This is a genomic window from Bacteroides togonis (genome assembly GCF_900130135.1).
GTDB lineage: Bacteria > Bacteroidota > Bacteroidia > Bacteroidales > Bacteroidaceae > Bacteroides > Bacteroides pullorum.
In genome coordinates this window covers 3,739,825-3,761,697 of sequence record NZ_LT670820.1, presented here as the reverse complement: position 1 = coordinate 3,761,697, position 21,873 = coordinate 3,739,825, and the positions used below count along the sequence as shown (strand labels likewise).

The following is a 21,873-nucleotide window of genomic DNA, read 5'->3' as shown; positions in this document are numbered from 1 at the left end:
ACAGACGCCCCTGCAAGACAAGCAAATCGCCCTGACGCAAGGGATATTTTCAGAGGAAAGACAGACTTTCTTGTGACAAAACAAAAAAGTTGGCGACAGATAAAGCAAATATCAACCTTATTATTTATCTTTGTTAGCTTAATAAAGTTAGCAATTAACAAGACTACCAATATGAAAGATTTCTTCAAATTTACCTTCGCGACCGTCACGGGTATCATCCTGTCCTGCGTCGTGCTGTTCTTTGGAGGCATGCTGATACTGTTCAGCGCCCTGGCCTCATCCGAAGCCGAAACACAAGTAAGCTCCAACTCCGTCATGATGCTCGAGCTGAAAGGCGAACTGAGAGAAAGAAACGAGGCGATGCCTTACGAGACATTGTTCAGTGACGATTATCAAGTATATGGATTAGACGACATTCTCTCCTCCATCCGCAAGGCCAAGGAAAATGAAAACATCAAAGGTATCTACCTGCAGCTCAGCTACCTGACCGCCGGCTATGCCGCCATCGAGGAGATACGCAACACGCTGCTCGACTTCAAGGAAAGCGGCAAGTTCATCGTAGCCTATGCCGACAACTACCAGCAGAGCCTGTACTACCTGGCCAGCGTAGCCGACAAGGTGCTGATGAATCCCAAAGGTTCGCTCGAATGGCGAGGCATCGCCTCGACTCCCATCTTCTACAAAGACTTGCTCGAAAAGATAGGTGTCGAGATGCAGATTTTCAAGGTGGGTACCTACAAGTCGGCCGTAGAGCCCTTCATCGCCACCGAAATGAGCCCTGCCAACCGCGAACAGGTGACGGCCTACATCAACTCCGTATGGGGCGCTGTGACCAAGGCCGTATCCGAGTCACGCAACGTCAGCGTAGACAAGCTCAACCAGTATGCCGACAACATGATCATGTTCGAGCCTTCGGAAGAAGCCGTGAAATGCGGCTTGGTGGACACCTTAATATATAAGAACGACGTACGCGACTACCTGAAGCCCCTGGCCGGCCTCGACAAGGACGACGACCTGCCCGTATTGGGATTGCAGGACATGGTGAACGTGCGCAAGAACCAGCCGAAGGACAAGAGCGGCAACATCGTGGCCGTATACTACGCCAGCGGCGAAATCGTCGACTACGAAAGTTCATCGTTCAGCGACCAACCTACCATCATCCCTTCCAAGGTCATCCGCGACCTGCGCCGCCTGCAGGAGAATGACGATGTAAAGGCCGTCGTGCTCCGCGTAAACTCACCCGGCGGAAGTGCCTACGGCTCCGAGCAGCTGTGGTATGCCGTCAGCCAACTGAAGAAAGAGAAGCCCGTCATCGTCTCCATGGGCGAATATGCCGCCTCGGGCGGATACTATATGTCGTGCAATGCCGACACCATCGTGGCCGAGCCCACTACCCTGACAGGCTCCATCGGCATCTTCGGCATGTACCCCAACGTGAAGGGACTGACCGATAAGATAGGTCTTGACTTCGATGTAGTGAAGACCAACGCATACGCCGACTTCGGCGCTACCGGCCGCCCCATGAACGAGGGTGAGAAGGCCCTGATGCAGAAGATGGTGAACCAAGGTTACGACCTCTTCCTGACCCGCTGCTCCGAAGGGCGCGGTATTGCCAAGGAGGAGCTGGACAAGATTGCCCAAGGCCGCGTATGGACGGGCAGCACCGCCAAGGAACTGGGCCTCGTCGACGAGCTGGGCGGATTGGACCGTGCCCTGGAGATTGCCTGCCAGAAAGCCGGCATCGATGCCTATACCGTCGTATCCTATCCGGCCAAGCAGACGTTCCTCGAGATGCTGATGAACACCAATCCGGGCACTTACCTCAAGTCGCGCTTCCTCAGTGGCAAGGCTGGCGAACTTTACCGCCAGTTCAGCATTCTGGAGAACTTCGACAAGCGCGACCGCATCCAGGCACGCCTGCCCTTCGAACTGAATGTAGAATAATACCGCTCCTGTACAGATGACAGAACGTACCGTCCCCATACACCGCTGGCTTCTCCCCCTCTCATGGATCTATGGAGGGGGAGTGTGGCTCCGCAACAAGCTCTTCGACTGGAAAATTCTCCAGTCGAAGAGCTTTGACATCCCTGTCATCTGCATCGGGAACCTGACCGTAGGCGGTACGGGCAAGACGCCCCACACGGAGTATCTGATACGGTTGTTGCAACAGGCAGGACTGAACGTCGCCGTACTGAGCCGCGGCTACAAGCGTAAAAGTAAAGGCTATATACTGGCAGACACCCATAGCAATGCCACCCAGATAGGCGACGAACCCTATCAGATGAAAGAAAAATTCCCTCAGGCACACATAGCGGTCGATGCCGACCGCCGCCATGGCATCAGCCAACTGCTGGAGCTGGACAATCCCCACCCCGACGTCATTCTGCTGGACGATGCCTTCCAGCACCGCTACGTGCAGGCAGGCCTGAACATTCTGCTGACCGACTACAACCGCCTGTTCACCGAAGACAGCCTGCTGCCCGCAGGACGGTTGCGCGAACCCGCCTCGGGCAAGACCCGTGCACAGATAATCATCGTCACCAAGTGTCCGCAAGACATCAAGCCGATTGACTTCAATATCACAGGGAAGCAGCTCAGCCTGTATCCCTTCCAACAACTTTACTTCACACGCATACGTTATGGCATGCCTGTAGCCGTATTTCCACAAGCCATGGCCGACCGTCCCTTGTCCAAAGTACTGAGCGGTGAAGAGCATGTACTCCTCGTCACCGGCATCGCATCACCACAACCGCTCGTCGAAGAAGTAAAACTCTACGCCAAAAGCCTCAGACAGTTCTCCTTCTCCGACCATCACGACTTCAACGAGAAAGACCTGAGGCTCATCGAAAAAGAATTTTCACAAATGGAGGGATGCCAGCGTCTCATCATCACAACCGAGAAAGACGCGGCACGGCTCAAGGCCCAACCAGCATTGAGCGAAGACCTGAAGCCTTACATTTACGCCATCCCCATCGAAGTGGAAATCCTATTGAACCAACAAGAATCCTTTAACCAAAACATTATTGGCTATGTTAGAAAAAATTCAAGAAACAGCAGCTTACCTCAAAAGTAAGATGCACACGCAACCCGAAACAGCTATTATCCTTGGCACCGGTTTGGGAAGCCTGGCCGGCGAAATCACCGAGAAGTATGAAATAAAGTACGAGGATATCCCCAACTTTCCCGTCTCGACCGTCGAAGGGCATAGCGGAAAGCTCATCTTCGGCAAGCTGGGCAACAAGGACATCATGGCCATGCAGGGCCGCTTCCACTACTATGAAGGCTATTCGATGAAGGAAGTGACCTTCCCCGTCCGTGTCATGCGCGAACTGGGTATCAAGACATTGTTCGTATCCAATGCCAGCGGTGGCACCAACCCAACCTTCGAAATCGGCGACCTGATGATTATCACCGACCACATCAACTATTTCCCCGAACATCCTCTGCGCGGCAAGAACATCCCCTACGGTCCCCGCTTCCCAGACATGAGCGAAGCCTACGACAAGGAACTCATCCGCAAGGCCGACGCCATTGCCGCCGAAAAAGGCATCAAGGTGCAACACGGCGTTTACCTGGGCACACAGGGTCCGACGTTCGAAACGTCTGCCGAATACAAACTCTTCCACATCCTGGGCGCCGACGCCGTTGGCATGTCCACCGTACCCGAAGTCATCGTGGCCAACCATTGCGGCATCAAGGTCTTCGGCGTATCAGTCATCACCGACCTGGGTGTAGAGGGCAAGATTGTAGAAGTGTCGCACGAAGAGGTTCAGAAGGCAGCCGACGCCGCCCAACCCCGCATGACCGAAATCATGCGCGAACTCATCAACCGTGCTTGAGACAAACGATATTTGATATTATAAACAAGTAAAGATGAGAACAGAAATAGCTACCCTCGGCGAGTTTGGCCTCATAGACCATCTGACCGAAGGTATCCAACCTAAAAACGAATCGACCCGCTACGGCATCGGCGACGATGCCGCCGTACTCTCCTATCCTGCCGACAAGGAAGTGCTGATCACGACCGACCTCCTGCTCGAAGGCGTACACTTCGACCTGACCTATGTGCCTCTGAAGCACCTGGGCTACAAGGCCGCCGTGGTCAACTTCTCCGACATTTATGCCATGAACGGCACTCCCAAACAGATTACCGTTTCGTTGGGATTATCCAAACGTTTCTGTGTGGAAGATATGGAGGAACTGTATGCCGGCATCCGTCTGGCTTGCGAGGCCTACAATGTGGACATCGTGGGTGGTGACACCTGCTCGTCCTACACAGGCCTCACCATCAGTATTACCTGTATCGGCGAAGGTGAAAAAGGCAAAACCGTCTATCGCAACGGCGCCAAGGAAACCGACTTGATATGCGTCAGCGGAGATTTGGGTGCGGCCTATATGGGTCTCCAGCTGTTGGAGCGCGAGAAGGCCGTACTGAAAGGTACCGACAAGGACGTACAGCCCGACTTCGCCGGCAAGGAATACCTGCTGGAGCGCCAACTCAAGCCCGAAGCCCGCAAAGACATCATCGAGCGGTTGCGCAAGGCAGGCATACAACCCACAGCCATGATGGACATCTCCGACGGCCTCTCGTCCGAACTAATGCACATCTGCTCGCAAAGCAAGGTAGGTTGCCGCGTTTACGAAGAACACATCCCCATCGACTACCAAACGGCAGTCATGGCCGAAGAGTTCAATATGAACCTAACTACCTGTGCACTGAACGGAGGCGAAGACTACGAATTGTTGTTTACTGTGCCCATCGCCGACCACGAAAAAGTGGCTGACATGGAAGGCGTCAAGCTGATAGGACACATCACCAAACCCGAGCTGGGTTGTGCCCTCATTACCCGTGACGGTCAGGAGTTCGAATTGAAAGCCCAAGGATGGAATCCTCTAAAAAATGGTGGAAACACGACTGAACCTGCCGAATAAGGGAAACAACAAGAAGATAATTAAAAAAAGATTCATTCATTAAGCACTGGTTATAAGGAAGTTACTCCTAAACCAGTGTTTTTTATTCGCTCACCGCTTGCAGAATCCAATTTTTTCACTACCTTTGCAACCGCAAATCAAAAGCAATGGTGTCATAGCTCAGTTGGTAGAGCAAAGGACTGAAAATCCTTGTGTCCCCGGTTCGATTCCTGGTGACACCACATAAAAGAAGCGACCAAATAATTGGCCGCTTCTTTTTGGTTTAAACCAATTCCTCAAGACTCGCCATAATAAGCCGATGAGGATAAGCGGAAAGCTCTGCATACGTCGTAACACCATGGGTGACACCTCCAAAGCTAACATCGGCCGCCTGAGCCGTCTCGGCATCGACCACACTATCGCCCACATAAAGCACATCTTCCTTACGGACATGCAAGCGATCCAAAGCTATCAATACGCCTTCAGGCGAAGGTTTGGCAGCCGAGACATCTTCACCACCGACAATAAGGTCGAACACATCGTCCAATCCTTTGACCACGAGCAACTCACGGATGCGATAGCGAAACTTCGTAGAGATGATACCCAATTGTACACCACCCGCCTTCAGCCGACGAAGCACGCCTTCCACTTCGGGGAAAAGTACTGTATTGGACGTCATATAAACATCAGCTTCCTTCACGTACTCACGACGAAATTCGGCCAGGCAGGCAACATCCGTCACGCCAGTCAATAGAGAAAAAGACTCTTCCAACGTCTTGCCAATGGTGCGCTTGATGTCATCATCCGTAGGCGAAGTGTAGCCATGACGGTCGAGCACATGGCGGAAACAAGTGACGATGCCTCGCGACGAGTCGGCCAGTGTGTAATCGAAGTCGAAAAGATAAACCTTGTATTCCATAGTGTTTTAACAGCTTGATTATTGCATATTAACAGCCATTTCCAATTGTTGGAGAGCTTTACGAAGCTGTTGGCGCGGACAACCGACATTGAGCCTCATGAAACCACGGCCGGGCTCGCCAAACATAGTGCCCGAATTCAGTGCCAGACGGGCCTTGTCGGCAAACAAATGCTCCAGCTCCTCTTGGCTAAGCCCCAAAGCACGACAATCGAGAAACACGAGATAGGAAGCCTGTGGGCGTATCATGCCGATGGAGGGGATATGCTCCTTCAGATAGGCTTCGGTGAAGTCTATATTGCCCTGAATATAGGCAAGCATCTGCCCCAGCCATTCCTCGCCGTGTTCGAAAGCAGCCTTGCAACCAATGTAAGCAAAAAGGTGCCCTTCACAAAATTCGCCTGCCTCCATAAAGGTTTGGAAGCGTCCGCGCAAAGTATCGTCGGGCACGATAGCAAAGGAACTCTGAATGCCAGGCATGTTGAACGTTTTGCTGGGCGCCATGAAGGTGACGCAATTGGAAGCAGCCGCCTCGCTTACCGAAGCAAAAGGATGGTGCTTATAGGGCGGCAAGGTGAGGTCAGCATGAATTTCGTCGGAGATGACCAACGTACCGCTTTCCTTGCAAATGTCGGCTATCTGGCGAAGCTCGTCCACCGTCCACACACGCCCGCCAGGGTTGTGAGGATTGCAGAGAATGAGTGCCTTGCATCCCTGCACGTCGCGACGCAGGCGGTCGAAGTCGATGTGATAGTGCCCGTCGCGCAAGTCGAGCGGCGAACGCACGACCTCGCGCTTCAGCCGTTCGGTAACAAGGAAGAAGGGATGATAGACGGGCGTCATTACCAGCACACGGTCGCCCGGCTGCGTAAAGCAGAGCAGGGCAAAAGCCTGGGCACGCACGATACCCGGCACAAACGTCAGCCAATCGGGGCGTACTTCCCACTGATGGCGCTTCTGCAACCAGCGGCAAATGGTGGTGTCCCAACCTTCACAAGCCGAGGTATATCCCAACACTTCGTGCTCCAGCCTATGGCGCAAGGCATCCATCACAAAAGGCGGCGTACGAAAATCCATATCGGCCACCCACATAGCCGTCAGGTCGTTGCGCCCCCAAACGTTCTTCATACCGTCCCACTTCACCGAATCGGTGCCGCGACGATCTATTACTTCATCGAAATTATATTGCATTTCCTTTTTGATTTATAAGGTTTCACTTCTTTATTCCATCTATCACTTATCCGTAAAACTATGTTTTCTTGATGGGAAAGCATCGTTTTATCGAGAAGAAAACAGTGCTTTCCACTCTGCCCGCCAAAGCGTGCCCTGACCGAAGCCAATCTTCCGTTAGATGGGGAACCAGACGAACACCGCCACATCCCACACTGCATGCGACACGATGATGGCCCACATACGTCGCGGATACAAGCGGTAAAGTCCGCCCCACACCACGCCTGCCACCAGTGCCGCCATCACGAGCATGAAGTTGCACGAAGCAGCATGCACCAACGCGTAAACCAACGTCGTCACCACAAAGCCGGCATTAGGAGTCCAACGCCGCGAAAGCGTGCGTTGCACATATCCACGCCAAAAGATTTCTTCGGCAGGGCCTATCAATACCAGCATCAAGACGGAGAGCAACCAAGGCGATGCTCCCTCCTTCATGCCATAAATCAGATTGACCTGCGGGCGGGCGAAGTCGAAAAGCCACGTCGACACTTTGTCGCCCGTCCAGAAGATGCCCCACAAAGCCGCGGCAATGACTATGCCCAGCAACAGATTCGTCCAGCTACTATCGGCCTCACGCCGCCAACCTGCATCGAAACGAAGGGACAAGACAGAGAGCGTCAGAGCCGAAAGAGACATCATCAGCCAAAAGTTGACATGCGGCGCCGTCAGAGGCGAAAACATGACCGACCACAACACGGCGGCCAACACGATGGACAGGACCAATCTTTTCATGAGAATACACGGGCTAAAACGAACGACAAGGCAAAAAGCAGACTAAACAATAACTGGAGCTTGGCCGTCAGCTCGTCGAGGCGAGAGATGCCCTCCATGCCACACATCGAGTAAGAAGCCATCAGACGCACATTGCCCACGGCAGGTATCAGCGCAGGAAGCACCAACAGGCTCCACCAAGGAAAGACTCCTGTGGCGGCACAGCCGATGATCCACACGAAGGGGAGCAACACTTCCAGATAATAAACTAGCATGGACGTCCGTGCACCCACCGTCATGGCCAGGGTACGGATATCGGCCCGCACGTCGGTTTCAATGTCGCGCGTGTTGTTGGCGTGCAGGATAGCTACGGTGATGAGCCCCACAGGGACACCTGCCCACATCGTCGACCAATCCATCGTACCCGTCGCCACATAGGCCGTGCCCAGCATGGGCAGCAGCGCATAAGCCACGAAGATAACCACGTCGCCCAGCGCACGATACTTCAACGCCGGATAGAGCAGCGTACAAGCCGCTCCGCCGATACCTATATATAATAGGGGAAGCCCTGTCCGAAGCATCAATCCGACACCTGCTATCAGCGCCACCACGAGCAGCGAGAGCGAAAGGCGGAAAATCTCCTGCGGACGGAAGAGGCCGCCTGTCAGCGTACGCACGCCATGGGTGTCTTCGCGATCCACGTGGTGCTTGTAATCGAAATAGTCGCTCCACGTATTGCCTGCGGCATGAAACACGATGATGTTGAGCAACGCCCATACACCGTTTGTCCAGTTCACGTCTTGTTGCATCCAATAGAGATAAGCCAACGTCACCGCCACAGGCATAGCCGAGGCAGGAAACGACCAGGGCCGAACGGCCACCAGCCAATCTTTCAAAACATGTTTCTTCATATACAAAAACTTGTTATAGGTTAGGGGGTACAAATGTACGAAATATCTTCGCCATTTCCTGAAAAAGGAAAGAGAATGCACTAGATTATTCCGCCTAAAATCTTTAATTTTGTGCCCCAGATAAAGAATTGAACGCAATGACCAAAGCTCTGTTTTTCGACATCGACGGAACGCTCGTCAGCTTCCGCACCCACGAGATACCCGCCTCGGCCGTCGAGGCATTGTCGGCCGCCAAGGCCAAAGGCCACCGCATCTTCATCGCTACCGGCCGTCCGCGCGTCATCATCAACAACCTGGGTCCCTTGCAGGAACGAGGACTGATAGACGGTTATGTCACGATGAACGGCGCCTATTGCTTCGTGGGCGACCAAGTGATCTACAAGAGCTCCATACCAGCCGACGACGTCCGCACGCTCACCGACTATTGTGCCCAGAGGAGCATCCCCTGCATCGTAGTGGGCGAACACACCATCTGCGTCTGCCAGCCTGACGAACGTGTGCAACAGATCTTCCACGAACACTTGCGTGTCACGACACCCCTCCCCGACACACCTCTCCATGAGGCTATTGACGGCAAGGAAATCTTCCAGCTGACGCCCTTCCTCGACGAAGCGCAGGAGGCGGAAATAGTGCCTTCCCTCACCCATTGCGAGATGGGCCGCTGGCATCCGGCCTTTGTCGATGTCACCGCCCGCGGCAACACCAAGCAACGAGGCATCGACGAAATCATCCGCCACTTCGGCATTCGCCTCGAAGACACCATTGCTTTCGGCGACGGAGGTAACGACATTTCCATGCTTCGCCATGCAGGTATCGGCATCGCCATGGGTAACGCCCGTGACGAAGTAAAAGCCGCCGCCAACTATATCACCGATACGGTGGACGAAGACGGTATAGCGAAAGCCATTCAGAAATGGATAATGGAGAATGGATAAAGCCTTCCTCCCCGACACCAGCAACCGTGAGTTTCAGGACGCCCTGAACCTCGTGAAGTACACCCGCCAGTCGCTCTTCCTGACGGGGAAGGCCGGTACGGGCAAATCGACCTTCCTGCGCTACGTCTGCGACAACGTACGCAAGAAACACGTCGTGCTAGCCCCCACAGGCATCGCCGCCATCAACGCGGGCGGAAGTACCCTGCATAGCTTTTTCAAGCTACCCTTCCACCCCCTGCTGCCCGACGATCCCAACCTGAGCCTGCAGAAGGGACGCATCCACGAGTTCTTCAAGTACACCAAGCCCCACCGCAAGCTGCTCGAGGAGCTGGAGCTGGTCATCATCGACGAGATTTCGATGGTGCGGGCCGACATCATCGATGCCGTCGACCGCATCCTGCGCGTCTATAGCCACAACCTTCGCGAACCCTTCGGCGGCAAGCAGCTGCTGCTCGTGGGCGATGTCTTCCAGCTGGAGCCTGTGGTGAAGGCCGACGAGCGCGACATCCTGAACCGCTTCTACCCCACGCCCTATTTCTTCTCCGCCCGTGTATTCGGCCAGATAGAACTGGTATCAATCGAATTGCAAAAGGTGTACCGCCAGAGTGACCCGAAGTTCATCGGCGTGCTGGACCACATCCGCAACAACACCGCCGGCTCCGCTGACCTCCAGCTGCTCAACACCCGCTACACCACAGCCACCGAGCCCGCCGACGCCGACGACCTCTACATCACCCTGGCCACCCGCCGCGACAACGTAGACTACATCAACGAGCGCCACCTGAAGGAGCTCCCCGGCCAGCCCGAAAGCTTCCTCGGCGAAGTGCACGGCGACTTTCCCGAAAGCAGCTTGCCCACCTCACAGGAACTGGTACTAAAGCCTGGCGCACAAGTCATCTTCATCAAGAATGACTACGAACGCCGGTGGGTAAACGGCACCATCGGCGTGGTGAGCGGCTTCGACCTCGACGGCGAGACGCTCTACATCACCACCGACGACGGCCGTGCCTGCGACGTTCGCCGCGAGACGTGGCGCAACATCCGCTACACCTACAACGAAGAGAAGAAGCAGATTGAGGAAGAAGAACTGGGCACGTTCACCCAGTTCCCCGTCCGCCTGGCGTGGGCCATCACCGTCCACAAGAGTCAGGGACTGACATTCAGCCGCGTGGTCATCGACTTCACGGGCGGTGTCTTCGCAGGCGGGCAAACCTACGTGGCCCTGAGCCGATGTACCTCGCTCGAAGGTATCCGCCTAAGAAAGCCCGTCAGCCGTGCCGATGTCTTTGTCCGCCCCGAAATTGTACAATTCGCCGAACGTTTCAACAACCGCCAAGCCATCGACCGCGCCCTGAAGCAGGCACAGGCCGACGTGCAATATGCCGCCGCAACCAAAGCTTTCGACCGTGGCGACTTCGATACCTTCCTCACGGAGTTCTTCAAGGCCATCCACTCGCGCTACGACATCGAGCGCCCCGCCGCCCAGCGCCTCATCCGCCGCAAGCTGAACGTCATCAACCGTCTGCGCGAAGAAAACCGTGCCCTGCGTACCGCCGCACTCGAAAAGGAGAAGACCCTCGTGAAATATGCCCGCGAATACATCAACATGGGCGACGAATGCCTGAAGCACGACATGAAGGAAGCTGCCTTGCGCAACTATGAGAAAGCCGTGGCCCTCTGCCCCAAGTTTAAGGAAGCGTGGAAAAAAATCAAGAAACTGGATAAGGAAATGCGGAAAGAATAAACGCAAAGAGGGGAAAAATGACTACATTTGCGCAACCATTATTGCCAAAAGTCATGCTACTGAAACTCTACAACAAGAACAACAACCCCGCCGATCTGCAACGCGTAGTCGACCTGCTGAACGACGGCGGCCTCATCATCTATCCTACCGACACCATGTATGCCATCGGATGCCACGGCCTGAAGGAACGTGCCATCGAGCGCATCTGCCGCCTGAAGGACATCGATCCCAAGAAGAACAACCTCTCCATTATCTGCTACGACTTGAGCAGCATCAGCGAGTACGCCAAGGTGGACAACGCCACCTTCAAGCTGATGAAACGCAACCTGCCTGGCCCGTTCACCTTTATCCTGAACGGCACCACGCGCCTGCCCAAAATCTTCCGCAACCGCAAGGAAGTAGGCATCCGCATGCCCGACAACCCCATTATCCGTGAGATTGCACGCCTACTGGATGCACCCATTATGACCACTACCCTGCCTCACGACAAAGATGAAGACATCGAATACGTCACCGACCCCGAACTGATTGACGAGAAATGGGGCGACACGGTGGACCTCATCATTGACGGCGGTATCGGAAACATGGAAGGTTCTACGGTAGTGGATTGTACGCAGGGCGAGGCGGAAATCATACGCCAGGGAGCCGGATGGCTGGAGGAAGGATAAAAAATGAAGAATGAAGAATATCGGCTTCGCCTCCGAATGAAGAATTATTCCGTACGCAGGGAAATTCTTCATTCTTAATTCTTCATTCTTAATTCTTCATTCTTCATTTAAAAAGTTTTACTTCAAAAGTGACTCTGGATCCAAGTGGTCGGCCTCGATGTCCTTGAAGTAGCGGTACGTACCCACCTTCAGTTCATCAGTAGCGGCATCGTCGCAGATAATGATACCCTTCTCGTGCATCTGCAGGGCGCTGATAGTCCACATCTGCATTACAGGGCCTTCTACGGCATGATACAGGGCGCGTGCCTTGTTGTGGCCATTTACAATGATCATCACTTCCTTGGCGCTGAGTACAGTGCCTACACCTACGGTCAAAGCCGTCTTGGGCACCTTGTTCACATCGTTGTCGAAGAAGCGTGAATTGGCAATGATGGTATCCGTAGTCAGCGTCTTCTGGCGGGTACGAGACGAAAGGGAAGAACCCGGCTCGTTGAAGGCGATGTGACCATCAGGACCAATACCACCCATGAAGAGATCAATACCACCGTACGACTTGATTTTCTCCTCGTAGCGAGCACATTCGGCGTCGAGGTCGGCAGCGTTGCCGTTCAGTATGTTGGTATTCTCCGGCTTGATGTCGATGTGGCTGAAGAAGTTGTTCCACATGAAAGAATAGTAGCTTTCGGGGTGTTCCTTCGGCAGGCCTACATATTCGTCCATGTTGAAAGTAACAACATTCTGGAAGGAAACGAGTCCCTTCTTGTTCAGGTCAATCAGCTCCTTGTACATGCCCAGGGGTGAAGAACCTGTGGGGCATCCCAATACAAAGGGTTTCTCCGCCGTAGGATTGGCGGCCTTGATCTTCGCAGCTACATAGTGAGCTGCCCACTTCGATACGGATTGGTAATCCGGCTGAATGATTAGTCTCATGTCTGATTAATTTATAAGGTTAGTAATATTTATTTCCGATCCTTCTTCAGGCGGTCGGCCATGGCGCGAGCCAGGTTTTCACACTGCTCGTAGGTAATTTCCTTCATGGCCTGCTTCATTTCTACAGGGTCGCCCACAATTTCCAGCTTGCTCTTTTCGGCAAACTCAGCGATACGCTTCACGGCAGCACCTGCCCACGTAAACGAACCGAACCAGCCCAGATAGCGTCCCTTCACTTCGCGCACCAGTATCTTGGAGAGGAGCGAATCCACTTCGGGATAAATCTGGTTACTATACGTAGGGCTGCCCACAATGAGGCCGCGATATTTGAAGATATCTTTCAGTATATATGAAGGATTGCTCTTGCTTACGTTGTGCATCACAATGTTCTTGATACCTTGGGCAGACAGCTCGGCGGCAATGGCTTCGGCCATCTGCTCCGTATTGCCATACATGCTGCCGTAGGCGATGACCACGCCTTCCTCGGCCTCGTAGCGGCTCAGGCGGTCGTAAACGCCTACCACGCGAGCAATGTTCTCCGTCCAAACCGGCCCGTGGGTTGAACAGATGGTCGTAATGGGCAGGTGTCCCAGCTTGGCCAGTGCCTTCTGCACGGGGTTGCCATACTTACCCACGATGTTGGAGTAGTAGCGCACCATTTCCTCCCAGTACTTGTCCAAGTTGATGCGTGTGTCGAGGAAGCCGCCATCCAGCGTGCCGAAGCAGCCGAAAGCGTCGCCGGCAAAGAGGATGCCGTCGGTTTCGTCGAAAGTCATCATCGTCTCGGGCCAGTGTACCATCGGTGTCAGGTAGAATTTCAGTTTATGGTGGCCCAGGTCGAGCATCGACTCGTCTTTCACCTCGTAGCGGTCGCCCGTCACGCCATAATAGCCCTCGATCATGCCGAAGGTCTGCTTGTTGCCCACGATGACAATGTCGGGGTAGTGCTGCTTGATAAGGCGGATAGATCCCGAGTGGTCGGGCTCCATGTGGTTGATGATGAGGTATTGGATAGGGCGGTCGCCGATGATGCAACGGATTTTGCGCAGATACGTCTCGAAGAAGCACGCGTCCACGGTGTCCACCAGCGCCACGATGTCGTCGTCTATCAGATACGAGTTGTAAGAAACACCGTAGGGCAAAGGCCACATTCCTTCGAAAAGGTGTTTGTTACGGTCGTTCACTCCCACGTAATGTACTTTTCCTTTAATCAATGTTTTCTGATTCATACTTTGATAGTCTTATTTGGATTCATTCCAGTCATGATACGTGATGCAAAAATACAATATTTTTATTGATTATACAACTTTCCCTGGCAGGCGTCCAGTTCTTTCATTCTTTTTTGCAGGCGGTGGTTGAATTCGTAGTTCTTCAGCCCCCAATCGGGTGCGATGAGCAGCTCCTTGGGCGACTGGGAAACGAAACGCTCCAGCACCAGGTCAGGGCGCAGACGCTGGATGTAATCCACCACCAGAGCGATGTATTCGTCCACGTCGTCGAACAGGTGGAAGTCTTCGGGCCGCTCCTCGTACTCGCGCGCCATGCGGGTACCGCGTATCAGTTGCAACTGGTGCAGCTTCAGGGTGTCGAGTGGCAGACGCGAGATGTCCGCCGCCTGTCCCAACATGTCCTCGCGCGACTCGCCAGGCAGCCCCAGGATGACGTGTCCGCCTACGGGCAGCCCGCGGGCGGCCGTACGCTCCACGGAGTCCATCGCCGCCTGCCACGTGTGTCCACGGTTGATGCGGCGCAGGGTGCGGTCCAGCGTACTCTCGATGCCATACTCCACCAGCACGAATGCCCTCTTGGAAAGCGTCTCCAGGTAGTCCAGCAAGGCATCGGGCATGCAGTCGGGACGCGTACCGATGACCAGCCCCACCACGTCGTCCACCGCCAGTGCCTCCTCGTACTTGCGCTTCAGCGCCTCCAGCTCGCCATACGTATTGGTGTAGGCCTGGAAGTAAGCCAGGTACTTCATTTCGGGGTACTTGTGCGCAAAGAAGCGTTTCCCTTCCTCCAACTGCACGGCCACTGTCTTCTCTGTACGGCAATATTCGGGGTTGAACGTCTGGTTGTTGCAATACGTACATCCTCCGTAACCCACCGTTCCGTCACGGTTGGGGCACGTGAATCCCGCATTAAGTGAAATCTTCTGCACTTTGCCGGGGAAAAAGTGCTTCAGAAAAGTCGGGAAATCGTTGTAAAGTGTTCTTGTCTCCATTGCCATCCCAAAGATACTCAAAAGCTGGCGAATTACCAAGAGCACAAGCATCATTTCAGGGCATACACAATCAACAAAATACTTAACAGTCTGAAAAACTGAAACATACAACGATTCAAGAAGAACAGGATGTGTTGCTCTTTGGAGATTGGAAAGAAACGAAAACGTGACAGTGTGACAATTGTGACAAATGACAATTAGTAAAATCGACTTTTTAACCTGAATCGGGAAGAGAGTGTTAAATATTTTAATACTATATATATTATATATAAATATATAATATATATAGTATTAATTTTCTATTTCCCGTTTTTCTGTGACAGATTTACTAATTGTCATTTGTCACAATTGTCACACGTCACGCTTTTATCTACTATTTCCCAAGCCAATAAACGCTTTCCTGAAAGTATAGCCACAAGAACCGTGCAGACATAAAACAAAAACGAAGTGCAACACCCAAATCCACAGCACACGCACGCTGCGCTGCCAATCGGAAAGCACCGCTTTGTACGCACGAAAGCATCGTTTTCCTCCCTGCAAATCAACGCATTAGTTTTATTAACACGAAATCCGATTTTCGTTAACAGATTTTTAGAACATACAAATACCCCGTTTTTGGCCGCCTGAAGAAGATGGCATACCTTTGCTTCTGCCAACAGGGAAAGAGGGGGATGAGCGGCAGACGACGGGGGCCTGCCACTCATCCGATAGATAATAAAGTTTACTTTTTCTGCGCCTTTTCGGCCTGAAGCTTCTCTTCGATAGGGTCCTGATACTGGGCCTGAAGCTTCTTCAGCTCGGCACGGAGGTCTTCCGTCACCTGCTCGTAGCCAGGCTGGCCGTAGAGGTTGTGCATCTCAGTGGGGTCTTCCTGCAGGTCGTAAAGTTCCCATTCGTCGATGTCATTGTAGAAGTGGATGAGCTTGTAGCGCTCGGTGCGCACGCCATAGTGGCGCTTCACCATGTGCTCAGCCGGATACTCGTAGAAGTGGTAATAGAGCGACTTGCGCCAGTCGGCCGGCTTTTCGCCACGGAGCAGGGGCAGCAGGGAGACGCCTTGGATATCGTCGGGGATAGGTGCTCCGGCCAGGTCGAGGAAGGTAGGCGCGTAGTCGATGTTCTGAACCATCTGCGGGATGTCGCCACGGGTCTGGAAGTCTTTGGGCAGACGCATCACGAGCGGCGTACGCATGGACTCCTCGTACATGAAGCGCTTGTCGAACCAGCCGTGCTCGCCCATGTAGAAGCCTTGGTCGGAGGTATAGACCACGAGGGTGTTGTCCAGCAAGCCTTTCTCCTGCAGGTAGTCGAGCACACGGCCCACGTTGTCGTCGAGCGACTTCACTACCTTGGCATAGTCGCGCATGTAGCGCTGGTACTTCCATTCGGCCAGGTCGCGTCCCTGCGGGTTCTTCTTGTAGAACTCCTCGATGATGGGTGCGTAGAAGGCATCGTACTGGGCACGTTCTTCAGGCGTAAGGCGGCCAACATAAGCTTCGTAAGCACCCTTCAGCGGCGACTTCAGGTCTTTGCGATACATCTTTGTATCATACATGATGTCCATGTCCTTCCAGATGCTCATCTCCTGAGCAGCAGCGGCCGGACGACCTTCGTAGTCGTCATAGAAGTTATCGGGCATGGGGAAAGTCTTGTCTTCGTACAGGGAAAGGTACTTCAGCTCGGGCAACCAATTGCGATGGATAGCCTTATGGTGGATGAAGAGGCAGAAGGGCTTATCCTTGTCGCGCTGGTTCTCCATCCAGTCGATGCTCTTGTCGGTAATGAGGTTGGTCAGGTAACCTTTCTCCTTGACGGTATCGTTCTGCATGGTAATGAAGCGCGGATTGTAATAGTCACCCTGGCCGGGCAGGATTTCCCAATAGTCGAAGCCGGTAGGCAAGCTTTCGAGGTGCCACTTGCCGACAATGGCCGTTTGGTAGCCCGCCTGCTGGAGGAGCTTGGGCATGGTCTGCTGGGAGCCGTCGAACACGCAGGTAGTGTTGTCTGTGAAGCCGTTGGCGTGGCTGTGCTTGCCCGTAATCATGCAGGCACGGCTGGGACCACTCAGCGAATTGGCCACAAAGCTGTTGGTGAAGCGCACACCATCGGCGGCGATGCGGTCGAGGTTGGGCGTTTCGATGTAGCGCTGGTCATAGCAGCTCATCATCTGCGCCGTGTGGTCGTCGGTCATGATGTAGACGATGTTGTATGGCTTGGCCTCGGCCTTCTTCTGCGCGGAGCAGGACGAGAGCAGGGGCAACACAACTGCCGTGCCTGAAAGCGAGCACAGCAGGGAAGCTGAAAAGTTGAAATTCTTCATGCAAAGGTAAATTATTGGTTATAGACTTTCAGGTTGGTGATCTTGCTCTTGAACGAGCCGGCCTTCTTGAGCGGGAAGACGAGGGTGCGAACGTAGTTCATGGAGTCCTTGCCACCGTTGAAGTAGCGTTTCTGGATGTCCATCGTCTCGACGAGCTTGCCGTTGATGAGAAGCGAAGTGGAGCGATTGTCCCCCTTCACCTGCACGTTCAGCTTTTCGCCCGGATAGGGACGGAACTGGAAGGAGTTCAGATAGCCATCGCGGGCAAAGCCAAAACGTCCGCTAATGGGGTCGGCCAGGTAGAAGACTGCGTTATCCGAACGGAACAGCTCGGTACCGGGAGCCTCATCAGCTGCCTCGAGGTCGAAGCTGACGGTATAGCCGTAGCCAATCTCCTCGTGGGCGAGATTGGTATTTGGATGTACTTCGGCCACTTCATAAACCAGGCCTTCGGTGCGTCCGATACGTCCCAGTTGGTTGACACCAGGAGCTTCGCTCAAGCCCTGACGCAGACGGTCGAAGTCAACATAAGGTAAATCGACCTGCGCATCCCAAGTCTTCGCAGCCAGCGTCTGCAAGGCGGGGAAGAGGCGGTGGTGGATGTCCTTGACGGAGATGCCGTTGCCCACATGGTCGTTCCATACGGCAAACATGCCGCCCAAGATGGCGGGGTCTTTCTCCTCGAAGACAGCCTTAGCCACATGGGCAGGCGTCCACTTCTCATAGAGGTATTGAGTGTTCAGGTAGTCGTAGTAATAACCGGCAGCAGGCACAATGTAAACCAGCCCGTCGGGGATGCTGATGAGCTTATAACCCTGACGCACCATCTCCTTGGGGTCGGCATATCCGTTGTACCAGGCACTCATGATAACGTTCTCCGACTTGACGGGTGTTTCGCCGGCAGCATGAGTCAGAGCGCCCCATACGCAGGCCTGCTTGCCGTAACTTTCCACCAGACGGATGTAATGGTCGGTGAAGGCACGGAACTTCTCGACTACGTCTTTCTTCTTATTGGAGTACTCATCGGTACCGATGTGGACACGCGGGCCGCGGAATACAGGTTTGTCACCCTCCAGATATTCCTTGAAGAGGCCGTCCATGAACTTGTAAGTCTCGGGATTGAACAGGTCGAGATGGTCCATACCATACTCCTGGCTACCTATCTCAGGCTTGTAATGGGTGAAAGCCAACGTATGGGCAGGCGCATCGATTTCGGGGATAATCTCTACGAAACGTGAAGCAGCCTCTTCCTGGAAGTCGATAAACTCGCGTTTGGTGTAGTAACCGTCGCGAGCGGTGAGGCCGGGATAGGTATCGCACTCCAGACGGAAAGCGGCGTAGGTGCGTCCCCAGTCGTGGCCAAAGAACTGCTTGAAGCCGTTGTCGTTGAGGTGTACCTGCAAGGTGTTCATCTTATAATAGGCCATCATCTTCACCAGGTCGCGCATATAGGACATGGGAATGAACTTGCGCCCACAATCCATCATGAAGCCGCGCATGGCGTAGTCGGGCCAGTCGCGCAACTGACCTTTCGGCAACTGATGTTTTTCTGTCTGCTCACTCATCTGGAGCAAAGTTCGCGTAGCCCAGTAGGCACCAACAGCCTCAGGGGCAGAGACGGTGACGTAGCGATCCGTACGGATAGCATAACCTTCTCGACCCAACTTCTTGTCTTTCTTCAGCGTAAAATAAATGTCACCAGCAGAAGGCTTGCCCTGAATTACTTCAGGAGTGACACCGAACATCTGCCCATAGTCGGCGGCAAAGGCTTCGGCCACTGAACGTAAGGCTTCCTGCGCATAAACGACACGCATATCAGCCGAAGGAATAAAAGCCCCTTCACTCCCCTTCCACTCTTTCAGTTCGGGGACAACAAAAGGTTTCTCATTCTGGGCATACAAACCCATCTGCACAAACAATGAAAATACAACAAGGCACAAAGCCTTCGAAACAAAACGGATTTTAATCATATAGAAATTGGTTAAAGTTAACAATACCAGCGGTCAAAGATAACCATTTTTCGCCAAACAAGCATCATCTTTATAAAAAGAAATACGGCCGACATCTATTCTCCTCGAAAAAGGAAGAAAGATATCGGCCGTAACCATTCTTTACAAAGGCTATCGACAAAGCGACATTACTCACGACGGCCCATAAAAATCATAATGTAGTAAATAAGCGTAGCCAACGAACCCAAGGCGGCCACTACATAGGTGTAGGCGGCAGAGCGGAGGGCGTCTTCGGCCTTAGCGTGATTGTAGGAGTTGGTGATGCCGCTCGCACTGAGCCATACCAACGCCCTGCGGCTGGCATTGATTTCCACCGGCAGAGTGATGAAGCTGAACAACGTGGTCATCGCAAAGAGGATGATACCTGCCAGCAGGAAGTTCGAATTGACATCCAGCAACAAGATACCGGCCAACAATACCCACGTCATGATGCTCGACGCGAACGAAACGACCGGCACCAGCTTGCTACGCAGGGTGAGCGGCGCATAGGCACGGGCGTGTTGTAAAGCGTGTCCGCACTCGTGAGCAGCTACGGCAGCGGCCATGATACTATTGCTGGAGTAAACGCTCTCGCTCAGGTTGACGGTCTTGTTGGCAGGGTTGTAGTGGTCGGTCAGATGACCGGGCGTACAAGTAACCTGCACATCATAGATACCGTTGTCGTTAAGCATCTTACGAGCCACGTCGGCACCTGTCATACCGTTACCTGTAGGTATTTGCGAGTATTTCTTGAACTTGTTTTGCAGGTTCATCTGCACCAACCAGCTCACAACGGCTACGCCGATAAATATAATCCATTGCATTCCTATTACCATAATCTATTATTCTCTATTATTTTAATCATTTGACAATATGCGTTTTTCTACCAAGTGCAAATAGTTTGCCAAAGATAAGCGATGACAGGCAAGTAGCCTCAGGAATTAACACAGATTATAAATTTTCCATTGTTTTACGTCCCAATCAATCAAGTTGCAATTCTACAACCTTATCCACTTCTGTAGGGATTTCGTCAAGCTGAAGAACAATGCCACCGTCCACGCGCTTGAATTTCAAGGCCTGACGGCTTGCAAAATCCATCGCACGTTTCACCTTCTGGCCTTCCAAAGGCAAGAAGAGTACCTTGTCCTGCAAATCAAGGATATGGACAAACAAACGATCACCCTTCTGCGTAGTCACACCCCAAGGATGAGGAGCCACGCAACCGCCACGCGTACCATAGATGGTTTCGCCATAGGTCTTCATCCACTCGCCCATCTCCTTCAAGCGCTCTACGGCTACCTGAGGCAGACATCCATCAGGCTGAGGGCCGATGTTCATCAGCAGGTTGGCATCCTTGCCGGCGGCCTTCACCAGATAATGAATCAAGGTTTTGGTCGACTTATAATTCTGGTCGGTAATCTTGTAGCCCCACATGCCGTTCATTGTCTCGCACGTTTCCAGCGGCAGGCTGCTGATGTCCTGCCCCGAAAGGCCGGCCTTGTTTTCACCCGGCAGGTCGCGTTCGAAAATCTGGATATCCTCGCCCTCAAAAGGCGTCTGATGATGATTGTTGCCTACAAGGCAAGCGGGTTGAAGCTTGTGTATCAGCTCATACTGACCAGGCAATTGCCAGTCGAAATCGGAATTTTGATCCTGATCCCACCAGCCGTCGAACCAAATGGCACCTATCGGACCATAGTTGGTGAGCAGCTCCGTCAGCTGGTTGTTCATGAATTGATAATAGCTCGGCCAGTTGCCTTTGGCGTCAGGACGGCCTGTCCCCCTACCCGTGCGTCCCCAAGGATAGTCTTCACGATACCAGTCGAGGTGTGAATAATAGAGATGCAGACGGATGCCCTGCTTGTGACACTCGTCGGCCAGTTCCTTCAAAATGTCGCGTTTGAAAGGCGTAGCGTCTACCACATTGTAGTCGGAGTATTTCGTGTCGAACATGGAGAAGCCTTCGTGATGACGGCTGGTGAAACAAATGTACTTGGCACCCGAAGCCTTAATGGCGGCCACCCACTCGGCGGCATTGAATTTCGAAGGATAGAATCCGCCTGCCAATTTGGCATACTCTTTATAATTCAAGTTATTGTTGGTCATTGTCCATTCGCCTGTAGCCAGCATGGCATACAAGCCCCAATGGAGGAAAATGCCGAAACGGGCATCACGAAACTCTTGGCGAGATTTCAGATTTTCTTCCGTAGGCGTATAACTTTGAGCACGTACGGGAAGTGACAAACAAGCCCCTACTAAAAGGGCTAAAGCTAAAAGATGTGTCTTCATGAAGAAAAGGGTGTTTTAAGTGAATGAAAACTATGTTTTAAGGAACAAAAAACGTAGACTTCCTGAAACGGACAGGAAAGCCTACGTTTTGTCTATCAC

At 53.1% G+C, this 21,873-nt stretch carries 17 protein-coding genes, 1 tRNA gene and 1 pseudogene; 8 read left to right on the top strand and 11 right to left on the bottom strand.

The features are described from left to right. Window positions 1–171 precede the first annotated feature (171 nt). The 5 genes from sppA to BQ8005_RS15880 all read left to right on the top strand — a co-directional run bounded on the left by sppA (window position 172) and on the right by BQ8005_RS15880 (window position 5,153). On the top strand, window positions 172–1,944 hold the full coding sequence (sppA, locus tag BQ8005_RS15900) for a signal peptide peptidase SppA (RefSeq protein ID WP_075318712.1): 1,773 nt from the start codon (window positions 172–174) through the stop codon (window positions 1,942–1,944). 16 nt (window positions 1,945–1,960) lie between these two features. Then, window positions 1,961–3,073 carry a tetraacyldisaccharide 4'-kinase gene (gene lpxK / locus BQ8005_RS15895; RefSeq protein ID WP_075318711.1) on the top strand — a complete coding sequence of 371 codons (1,113 nt, stop codon included), beginning with the start codon at window positions 1,961–1,963 and terminating at the stop codon, window positions 3,071–3,073. Further along, on the top strand, window positions 3,030–3,839 hold the full coding sequence (locus BQ8005_RS15890) for a purine-nucleoside phosphorylase (RefSeq protein ID WP_075318710.1): 810 nt from the start codon (window positions 3,030–3,032) through the stop codon (window positions 3,837–3,839). The genes lpxK and BQ8005_RS15890 overlap by 44 nt, the downstream gene beginning before the upstream one ends. A 34-nt stretch (window positions 3,840–3,873) precedes the next feature. Further along, complete coding sequence (thiL, locus tag BQ8005_RS15885; protein ID WP_075318709.1) at window positions 3,874–4,932, top strand: thiamine-phosphate kinase; 1,059 nt, start codon at window positions 3,874–3,876, stop codon at window positions 4,930–4,932. A gap of 148 nt (window positions 4,933–5,080) precedes the next feature. Beyond that, window positions 5,081–5,153, top strand: a tRNA-Phe gene (locus BQ8005_RS15880). Window positions 5,154–5,197: 44 nt separating this feature from the next. On the opposite strand, the pseudogene BQ8005_RS15875 reads toward BQ8005_RS15880, so the two are convergent. From BQ8005_RS15875 to BQ8005_RS15860, 4 genes and pseudogenes are all read right to left on the bottom strand, one after another. Beyond that, window positions 5,198–5,830, bottom strand: a pseudogene (locus BQ8005_RS15875) (HAD-IA family hydrolase); the annotation flags it as partial. An 18-nt stretch (window positions 5,831–5,848) separates the two neighbouring features. Then, entirely contained in the window at window positions 5,849–7,018 is a 1,170-nt protein-coding gene (locus BQ8005_RS15870; RefSeq protein WP_075318707.1) for a MalY/PatB family protein, read from the bottom strand. A 156-nt stretch (window positions 7,019–7,174) separates the two neighbouring features. Next, window positions 7,175–7,789: a CPBP family intramembrane glutamic endopeptidase gene (locus BQ8005_RS15865; protein WP_075318706.1), complete on the bottom strand. Its 615-nt coding sequence runs from the start codon at window positions 7,787–7,789 to the stop codon at window positions 7,175–7,177. Beyond that, window positions 7,786–8,679, bottom strand: coding sequence for a prenyltransferase (locus BQ8005_RS15860; RefSeq protein ID WP_075318705.1), 894 nt, complete (start codon window positions 8,677–8,679; stop codon window positions 7,786–7,788). Before BQ8005_RS15860 ends, BQ8005_RS15865 begins: the two co-directional genes overlap by 4 nt. 137 nt (window positions 8,680–8,816) lie before the next feature. Between BQ8005_RS15860 and BQ8005_RS15855 the strand changes: the two genes are divergently transcribed. Genes BQ8005_RS15855 through BQ8005_RS15845 form a run of 3 tightly spaced genes read left to right on the top strand, consistent with a single transcriptional unit; the run spans window position 8,817 to window position 12,026 of the window. Continuing rightward, window positions 8,817–9,614: a Cof-type HAD-IIB family hydrolase gene (locus BQ8005_RS15855; protein ID WP_075318704.1), complete on the top strand. Its 798-nt coding sequence runs from the start codon at window positions 8,817–8,819 to the stop codon at window positions 9,612–9,614. Then, window positions 9,607–11,358 carry an ATP-dependent DNA helicase gene (locus BQ8005_RS15850; RefSeq protein ID WP_075318703.1) on the top strand — a complete coding sequence of 584 codons (1,752 nt, stop codon included), beginning with the start codon at window positions 9,607–9,609 and terminating at the stop codon, window positions 11,356–11,358. Before BQ8005_RS15855 ends, BQ8005_RS15850 begins: the two co-directional genes overlap by 8 nt. 53 nt (window positions 11,359–11,411) lie before the next feature. Further along, window positions 11,412–12,026: an L-threonylcarbamoyladenylate synthase gene (locus BQ8005_RS15845; protein ID WP_075318702.1), complete on the top strand. Its 615-nt coding sequence runs from the start codon at window positions 11,412–11,414 to the stop codon at window positions 12,024–12,026. Between the two features lie 117 nt (window positions 12,027–12,143). On the opposite strand, the gene nagB is transcribed toward BQ8005_RS15845, so the two are convergent. The 7 genes from nagB to BQ8005_RS15810 form a co-directional block, all read right to left on the bottom strand. Beyond that, entirely contained in the window at window positions 12,144–12,956 is an 813-nt protein-coding gene (gene nagB, locus BQ8005_RS15840; RefSeq protein WP_021846653.1) for a glucosamine-6-phosphate deaminase, read from the bottom strand. 29 nt (window positions 12,957–12,985) lie between these two features. Next, the gene (locus BQ8005_RS15835; protein ID WP_021846654.1) at window positions 12,986–14,185 is read right to left on the bottom strand and encodes an FprA family A-type flavoprotein; all 1,200 of its coding nucleotides are present in this window, start codon (window positions 14,183–14,185) and stop codon (window positions 12,986–12,988) included. Window positions 14,186–14,247: 62 nt separating this feature from the next. Beyond that, a complete protein-coding gene (locus tag BQ8005_RS15830) occupies window positions 14,248–15,177 on the bottom strand; it encodes a tRNA modification radical SAM protein MnmL/YtqA (protein ID WP_075319305.1) in 930 nt (309 codons plus the stop codon). Window positions 15,178–15,898: 721 nt separating this feature from the next. Continuing rightward, on the bottom strand, window positions 15,899–17,497 hold the full coding sequence (locus tag BQ8005_RS15825) for a sulfatase family protein (RefSeq protein WP_075318701.1): 1,599 nt from the start codon (window positions 17,495–17,497) through the stop codon (window positions 15,899–15,901). An 11-nt stretch (window positions 17,498–17,508) separates the two neighbouring features. Further along, the gene (locus tag BQ8005_RS15820) at window positions 17,509–19,467 is read right to left on the bottom strand and encodes a family 20 glycosylhydrolase (protein ID WP_111936083.1); all 1,959 of its coding nucleotides are present in this window, start codon (window positions 19,465–19,467) and stop codon (window positions 17,509–17,511) included. A 167-nt stretch (window positions 19,468–19,634) separates the two neighbouring features. After that, complete coding sequence (locus BQ8005_RS15815) at window positions 19,635–20,321, bottom strand: zinc metallopeptidase (RefSeq protein WP_075318700.1); 687 nt, start codon at window positions 20,319–20,321, stop codon at window positions 19,635–19,637. Window positions 20,322–20,466: 145 nt separating this feature from the next. Further along, the gene (locus BQ8005_RS15810; RefSeq protein ID WP_075318699.1) at window positions 20,467–21,774 is read right to left on the bottom strand and encodes an alpha-L-fucosidase; all 1,308 of its coding nucleotides are present in this window, start codon (window positions 21,772–21,774) and stop codon (window positions 20,467–20,469) included. Window positions 21,775–21,873: the final 99 nt, after the last annotated feature.